General features: G+C 71.9%; 5 protein-coding genes. 1 reads left to right on the top strand and 4 read right to left on the bottom strand.

Annotation, left to right across the window (positions count from 1 at the left end):
* The 3 genes from QH283_RS24515 to QH283_RS24525 form a co-directional block, all read right to left on the bottom strand.
* On the bottom strand, nucleotides 1–2375 hold a 2375-nt coding region (locus QH283_RS24515; protein WP_280505296.1), incomplete at its 3' end, for an ATP-dependent DNA ligase.
* Nucleotides 2376–2394: 19 nt separating this feature from the next.
* Entirely contained in the window at nucleotides 2395–3528 is a 1134-nt protein-coding gene (locus QH283_RS24520) for an MBL fold metallo-hydrolase (RefSeq protein WP_280505297.1), read from the bottom strand.
* A gap of 78 nt (nucleotides 3529–3606) precedes the next feature.
* Nucleotides 3607–4335: an enoyl-CoA hydratase gene (locus tag QH283_RS24525; protein WP_280505298.1), complete on the bottom strand. Its 729-nt coding sequence runs from the start codon at nucleotides 4333–4335 to the stop codon at nucleotides 3607–3609.
* A 181-nt stretch (nucleotides 4336–4516) separates the two neighbouring features.
* Between QH283_RS24525 and QH283_RS24530 the strand changes: the two genes are divergently transcribed.
* On the top strand, nucleotides 4517–5635 hold the full coding sequence (locus QH283_RS24530; RefSeq protein WP_280505299.1) for an NAD(P)-binding domain-containing protein: 1119 nt from the start codon (nucleotides 4517–4519) through the stop codon (nucleotides 5633–5635).
* Nucleotides 5636–5656: 21 nt separating this feature from the next.
* On the opposite strand, the gene QH283_RS24535 is transcribed toward QH283_RS24530, so the two are convergent.
* The coding region (locus QH283_RS24535; protein WP_280505300.1) for an aldo/keto reductase at nucleotides 5657–6384 on the bottom strand (728 nt) is incomplete at its 5' end.

Below are 6384 nucleotides of genomic sequence, written 5' to 3' on the forward strand. Positions count from 1 at the left end.
CCCCCCCCCCCCCCCCCCCCCCCCCCCCCCCCCCCCCCCCCGTCTCTCGCCTCCGGGGCGGCCCAGACCCAGACGGGACGCCACAGCCGCCCGGTCTCGGTGTATCTCATGAAACTAACCAGGCCGGTGACCACCGGATCGACCCACACCGCGTCCTTGCGTTCCGCGGCGGTCAGCTCGGTGGTGAACGGACACGACGAACGCCGCGCCGCCGCCAGCCGCTGCCCGAGTTCGCGCAGATCGGCGTCGGAGAAGCCGGTGCCGACCCGGCCCGCGTAGACCAGTCCGTCGTCGACCGGGATGCCGACCAGCAGGGAGGCGAACTCGCGCGCGGCGCTGCGCCGGTAACCGCCGACGACCACCTCGCGGATGCGCCAGTTGCGGTGCTTGAGCCAGGATCGGCCGCGCTTGCCCGGCAGATAGACCGAGTCGTAGCGCTTGGCCAGCACGCCCTCGAGACCGCGTTCTTCGCTGCGGCGCAGCGCCTCGGCGCCCTCCTCGGCCAGTGGCGGCGGCACCCGCAGCGAGGGCGCCAGCCGGCCGAGCGTCTCCAGCACCCGGCGGCGATCGGCGAACCGCTTGCGCACCAGCGAAACCCCGTCCAGATAGAGCAGATCGAAGGCCATGAACTCCGCGCGCGCCGGATCCGCTTGCAGCAGGCCGATATCGGGCACCTCGTGCTCGTCGAGCACCACCATCTCGCCGTCGAGGACCACCCGGTGCGCGGACAGCTCGGCGGCCACAGCCGCGAAGCGCGGGTAGCGGGCGGTGACGTCGGCGCCGGTGCGGCTGCGCAGCACCAGCTCGTCGCCGTCGATGTGGGCCAGCACCCGGAAGCCGTCCCATTTGGTCTCGAAGCACCAGTGCGCCGGGTCGAGGCCGGCGACCTCGCCGGGGGTGGCCAGCATCGGTTCGAGATCGCGCGGGAAGGGCGCGCCGCCACGGGCAGGCCCGTCGTCGGCCGCACCGGCACCGGAAGGGAGCCGCTCGCGCGCCTGCGCCGCCGACGCGGCGTCCGGGGGCTGGTCGCGCATGAGGTGCATGAGCCACTGGTCGGCCCTGGTGCGGATCAACGCGTAGCGGCCGGTGAGCACCCCGCCGTGAAAGCGCACGATGACCTCGTCCTCACGCCATTTCTCGGTCTCGTAGGTGCCCGAATCCCAGATGGTCATCTCGCCGCCGCCGTACTCGCCCTTGGGAATCGTGCCGTGGAAGTGCAGGTACTCGAGCGGGTGGTCCTCGGTGCGCACGGCCAGCCGGTTCTGCGTCGGCAAGGTGGGCGGTCCCTTGGGCACGGCCCAGGAGGCGAGCACGCCCTCGCGTTCCAGGCGCACGTCCCAGTGCAGGCGGCGGGCGTGGTGTTCCTGGACGACGAACCGGTCGCCGGGGCCGGGCTCGGGCGCGGTGTCAGGGACCGGCTCGGGGGTGCGGGCGGGATCGCGCATGGCGCGGTACTTCGCCAGCGCGTCGTCGTCGTGCGGGGCGGCCGCGACGGTCAGCGGCGGGTCGAGTCCCGCGAGCAGATCACCGGAGTCACGCCAGCGCGCCAGCACCTCGTCGAAGCGCAGGTGGCGCAGGTTCGCCGAATCCTCGATCTCGGCCCAGGTGCGCGGCGCGGCCACGTGCGGATGGGCCCGGCCGCGCAGCGAATACGGCGAGATGGTGGTCTTGGCCGGGTTGTTCTGGCTCCAGTCCAGTAGCACCTTGCCTTTGCGCACCGCCTTGGCCATGGTGGCCGTGACCAGGTCTGGGTGGCGTTTCTCCAGGTCGGTGGCCAGCTGCTTGGCCACGGTGGACGCGCCGCCGGAGCCGATCTCGCGGTCGAGCGGGACGTAGAGGTGGATGCCCTTGCTACCGCTGGTCACCGGGAAGGCGCGCAGGCCCGCGCCTTCGATGATCTCCTTGACCGCCAGCGCCACCTCGGCGCACTCCGGCAGGCCCGCGCCGGGACCGGGATCGAGATCGAACACCAGCCTGGTCGCCGGCCCCGGCCGGTTCCCGGCGATACGCCACTGCGGCACATGGATTTCCAGCGCCGCCTGCTGGCCGAGCCAGGCCAGGCCAGCCTCCGAGTCCACCAGCGGGTAGGTGACGCGCCGGTCGCTGTGCTGGATCGTGTGCCTGCGCAACCACTTCGGCGCGTGCTCGGGCAGATTCTTCTCGAAGAACGACGACTCCGCCACCCCGTTCGGCCAGCGTTTCCTGGTGACCGGGCGGCCTGCCAGATGCGGCAGGATCGCGGGCGCGATGGCGGTGTAGTAGGCGATGACCTCGCCCTTGGTGGTCCCGGTCTCCGGGTACAGCACCTTGTCGAGGTTGGTCAGCGCCACCTCGATCCCGGTCCCGGCCGGACCGCCGTCGAAACTCGCGCGCACCACCGGTTTCCGGCCCCGGTCAGCCGATGCTCTCCCACCAGGGATCGACCGGAGGCGGACTCGCCGGATCGACCCGTTCGCCCGGCTTCGGCACCGCGATCGGGGTGCCCGCCGCGGCCGCCGCCTCGACCAGCCGCCGCACCGGCTCCGACCAGCCGTGCATGGCCAGATTGAAGGTGGCCCAGTGGATCGGCACCAGCAGCCCGTGCCCGGCGTCGCCGAGGCACAGATCACCGTGGGCGCGCACCGCCTCCTCGGGATTCATGTGGATGTCGGGCCACTGGTCGCCGTAGGCGCCGATGGGCAGCAGGGTCAGGTCGAACGGCCCGTGTGCCGCGCCCGCCTCGGCGAAGGCCTTGGTGTAGCCGGTGTCGCCGCCGAAGTAGACCCGCTTGGTCGGGCCCGCGATGGTCCACGCCGCCCACAGCGTGGTGTTGCGCACCAGGCCCCGGCCGGAGAAGTGCCTGGCCTCGGTGCAGGTGAGGGTGAGGTCGGCGCCGTCACGTTCACGGCCGAGCGCCGACAGCGACACCGATTCGCCCCAGGCCAGTTCGACGATGCGGTGCTCGGGCACGCCCCAGTGCCGAAGGTGCGCGCCGATGCCGAGCGGCACCACGAACGGCGCGGACTGCCGATCGACCAGGGCCGCGACGGTGGCCTTGTCGAGATGGTCGTAGTGGTCGTGCGAGATGACCACCACGTCCACCTCGGGCAACTCGTCGACCGGCAGCGGCATCGGGTGCAGCCGGGCCGGGCCGACCACGGACGAGGGCGAGACCCGCTTGCTCCACACCGGATCGGTCAGCACCAGGAAGCCGTCGACCTCCACCAGCGCCGAGGCGTGGCCGTACCAGGTGACGGCCAGCTCGGCCACGGTGTCCGGCCGCCAAGGACGCACCACCGGCACCGGCCGCGCGGGGTGGCCTTCCTTGCGCTTGCTCCACGCGGTGAGCAGCAGGGCCGCCACCGACCCGGTCTCCAGCTGCGTGCTCGGTTCGGTGTTGTGGAAGCGGTCGCCCCGGTAGTTGGCCGTGCCGCCCGCGTAGGGCTTGATCGCCGAGACCGAGGCGCCCATCGCCGAGGGAATGTCCCAGGCCGCGCGGGCCGCCCACGCCGCGGCGGCCGCACCGGCTGCCAGCAGAAGAGGTTTCATCGTTCCATCATGCTCCTGCGTTCCATCATGCTCCTGCCCTCGGCCCGCGACACGGCGGCGCGGCCGGGAAGGAAGTTCTCAGCGGCCGGTGAAACGCGCGGGCCGCTTCTCGGCGCGGGCCAGCCTGGCCTCCTTGGCGTCCTCGCTGGCCCATGCCGCCGCCAGCGCCTCGCGCTGCACCGCCGAATCCGGCGCGCGGGTGCCGTCGTCGTTGAGCACCAGCTTCATGTGCCGCAGCGACAGCGGGGCCAGCTCGGCGATCGACTTGGCCCAGGCCTGCGCGTCGGCGAGGGTGCCGAGGCGGTTGGCGAAGCCGTAGGTGTAGCAGTCGCGGGCCGAGATCTGCTCCGCGCCGAGCAGGATGCTGCGGGCCGGGCCGCCGCCGATCAGCGACACCAGCCGGTGCATGGTCCAACGGTCCACCGAGACGCCGATACGGGCGGCGGGGATGCCGATGTAGGCGTCCGGCTCCATCACCCGCAGATCCGAGGCCAGGGTCAGCTGCACGCCGCCGCCGATGGCCGCGCCGTTGATCGCCGAGATCACCGGCACCGGGGCCGATTCGATGGTGTGCAGCATGTCCATCAGCAGCTCGAGGAACTCGTCGGAGTACACCCCGTTCAGGTCGGCGCCCGCGCTGAAGATCGGGCCGCGTCCGGTGAGCACGATGGCCCGCGCACCGTCGGCGACGGCGGCGAGCACGCCCTCGCGCAGCGCTGTCACCAGTTCGGTGTTGAGCGCGTTGCGGCGCTGTTCGCGCTGCATCTCGATGGTGACGACATCACCGTCGCGGCTGACTCCGAGCATCTTTCCTCCCCGCACCGGCAGTGGCTGTGGGTCCTCACAGGAGCCCTCGGATGAAGGCCCTCGCGTGGGACATGTGTGTGAGCGTTCCCGGTGGACACGCCCGCAAGGGACATTTCCACTCGGATGTCCCAACTCTGCCACAGCACCGGCGGCACCCCCGACAGGCGCTACCATCGGCCCGGTGCCGGACGAATACGACATCCTGGTGATCGGGGCCGGTCAGGCCGGCCTGTCGGCGGCCTACCACCTGCGCAGACTCGGCCTGGTCCCGGAACGGCACTTCCTCGTCGTCGACCACGCCGACGGCCCCGGCGGCGCCTGGCAGCACCGCTGGCCCTCGCTGACCCTGAGCACCGTCAACCGGGTCCACGACCTGCCCGGCATGAGCTTCCAGGAGACCCTGCCGCCCGGCTCGGAGCAGGCGCAGGCCGCCACGGCGGTGCCGCACTACTACGGGCTCTACGAGAAACGGTTCGACCTGCGTGTGCATCGGCCGGTGTCGGTGCGGGTGGTCTGCGACCGCACCGGCGACGGGCAGCGCTGCGACGGCCGTGGCGAGGTGCTGCACGCCGAGACCGACACCGAGGGCACGCTGCGGACGCGCGGGCTCATCAACTGCACCGGCACCTGGGAGCGCCCGTTCATCCCCCGCTATCCCGGTCAGGAGGACTTCGCGGGCAGACAGCTGCACACCCGCGACTACCACGACGCCGCCGAGTTCGCCGGACAGCATGTGATCGTGGTCGGCGGCGGGATCTCGGCGGTGCAACTGCTCGACGAGATCTCGCAGGTCACCTCGACCACCTGGGTGACCCGCCGCGAGCCGGTGTTCCGGGACGAGCCGTTCACCGCCGAGGACGGCCGCGCCGCCGTGGCCAGGGTGGAGGACCGGGTGCGGCGCGGGCTGCCGCCCGGCTCGGTGGTCTCGGTGACCGGGCTGCCCTTGACCCCGGCCCTGCGCGCGGCGAAGGCGCGTGGCGCGCTCGAGCGCAGACCGATGTTCGACCACATCGAACCCGGCGGGGTGCGCTGGGCCGACGGCAGCTTCCAGGCCGCCGACGTGATCCTGTGGGCGACCGGTTTCCGCAGCTCGCTGGATCACCTCGCGCCGCTGCGGCTGCGCGGGCCAGGCGGCGGCATCACCATGACCGGGCGGCTGGCCACCCGGGTGGCGGCGGATCCGCGCATCCACCTGATCGGCTACGGGCCGTCGGCGAGCACCATCGGCGCGAACCGGGCGGGCCGGGCAGCCGCCGTGGAGCTGACCGCCGAGCTGGGGCTCACCGGGCTCCGCGACTGATCACGCCGGAGCCGATCGGCGTCAGAGACCGAGGCCGAAGGTCTCCGGGTCGCCGCCGATGCGCTGCCCGCGGTCGAGGCCGTCGATCGCCGTCATCTGCTCCTCGTCGAGCTCGAAACCGAAGACGTCGAAGTTGGACTCGATGCGCGCGGGCGTCACCGACTTGGGGATGACGATGGTGCCCGACTGCAGGTGCCAGCGGATGATCACCTGCGCCGGGGTGCGGCCGAGCTGCTCGGCGATCCGCACGATCACCGGGTCGTCGAGCGCCGTGCCCTGCCCCAGCGGCGCCCAGGCCTGGGTGGCGATGGCGTTGTCGGCGTGGAACCGGCGCAGCTCGCGCTGAGCGAAGGCCGGGTGCAGCTCGATCTGGTTGACCGCGGGAATGGTGCCGGTCTCGGCGATCAGGGTGCGCAGGTTGTCGACGGTGAAATTGGAGACGCCGATGGAACCGACCCGGCCCTGACGCTGGAGTTCCTGGAAGGCGCGGAAGGTGTCGACGAAGCGGCCCGCCCTGGCCACCGGCCAGTGGATCAGATACAGATCGACATGGTCGAGACCCAATCTGGCGAGGCTGGCGTCGAAGGCCTTCAGCGTGGAGTCGTAGCCCTGCTCGGAGTTCCACAGCTTGGTGGTGACGTGCACTTCGTCACGCGGTAGCCCGAACGCGCGGATGGCGCGGCCGACGCCCTCCTCGTTGCCGTAGATCGCCGCGGTGTCGATGGCCCGGTAGCCCGATTTCAGGGCCG

It is taken from the genome of Nocardia farcinica (assembly GCF_029867845.1).
Lineage (GTDB): Bacteria > Actinomycetota > Actinomycetes > Mycobacteriales > Mycobacteriaceae > Nocardia > Nocardia farcinica_A.